The sequence below is a fragment of the Paraburkholderia humisilvae genome, from assembly GCF_902859855.1.
Classification (GTDB): Bacteria; Pseudomonadota; Gammaproteobacteria; order Burkholderiales; family Burkholderiaceae; genus Paraburkholderia; species Paraburkholderia humisilvae.
In genome coordinates this window covers 1-1154 of record NZ_CADIKH010000372.1, presented here as the reverse complement: position 1 = coordinate 1154, position 1154 = coordinate 1, and the positions used below count along the sequence as shown (strand labels likewise).

Annotated in this window: 1 protein-coding gene and 1 pseudogene; one reads left to right on the top strand and one right to left on the bottom strand. The window is 55.5% G+C overall.

The features are described from left to right. Nucleotides 1-68 precede the first annotated feature (68 nt). Nucleotides 69-375: pseudogene (locus tag HV796_RS42610) on the bottom strand (tyrosine-type recombinase/integrase); the annotation flags it as partial. 252 nt (nucleotides 376-627) lie between these two features. Here HV796_RS42610 and HV796_RS42605 point away from each other — a divergent pair. After that, nucleotides 628-1154, top strand: a 527-nt coding sequence (locus HV796_RS42605) for a hypothetical protein (protein WP_175233600.1), incomplete at its 3' end; no start/stop codon positions are given.

Genomic DNA, 1154 nt, shown 5'->3' with positions numbered 1-1154 from the left:
GGGGCGGCTTCGGAAAACGGAAAATAAAGCACGCTAAGCCAGCGAGGCTCCGCCGGAAAGGCCATGGGCTATGGTGCGGCGAACGCCTCGTCCATCTGCCGGGCGAGTTTGACCTTGTCGCTCCGAAGGTAGATCGAGGTCGTTGCGATTGAGGCGTGGCGCAGGTTGTCCCGCACCGTCGTGAGTTTTGCGCCACGGGAGAGCGCATGGGTGGCGTGGGTATGGCGTGTCCAGTGAGGACTGGCGCGACGCAGCTTTTCAGCCAGTACGGGGTGATCGGTGCCAGCCTAAAAAAACGGCGCATCTCTGTTCAAGCGCCGCGCGCGCGAGGGGCGGTACCGCTACCTTGCCGGGTTTGCCGCCCTTGCCCACGAGACTGAGCCAGATTTGCTCTATCTCAACATTGCCGCCGATGTGATGGCGTGACGCCGTTTGCGCTCAAGACAAGTTGTTCGGGGGTGACCCAGTAGGCCTCGCATCAACCGGGTCGAGGTCACGCCCCCCGAATGGCAGCAAAACTTCACTATCGTCACCGATGTGGATCAAGCGATTTTGTCAATTCGATTCCAATCTATAGACGTCTATAAAATTGTATTGAGAGTATTTATTATGCAATGAAGCAGCATTTTGATTCGCAAATCCGCTGCTGTCACTTGTTACGTGAAGTCCGGAATTGGCGTCGAAAATCATTTGCCGTCTATTTTGAGTGACGATGCCGATAGCATGGCCGTCACCGCCAGCTCCACCCAAGGTTATGTAATATTTGCCGGGGGTGTTTACTGTATCGCTCAGTATGTTACGCCACGTCGCCACATTGGGATTTTCATGCGTCTCGCCATCATCAACGGTCTATGTTGTGTGCCTCGTAGCCCTGCGGGCTTCGTATGCGTTATGTTCTCGTTCAAGTGCCGCGTGGTTTCGCAAAAAGCTTGGCGGCTGCGTAATATCTTTTGCGAAGCTTTCCTTAAGGATTTTCGCTGTCAACGTCGCACATATTCCGTTCTCGCCAAGCCGCTGGAGGTGTTCAGTCGAGTAGCACTGCTCGCCAAAGTGCCGGACGATATTCTGTTGCGCTTGTTGGGGCATAAACTGCGACGGCTGCTGGGGCATGAACTGCGACGGCTGCTGGGCCATAAAATGCGACGGCTGCTGGG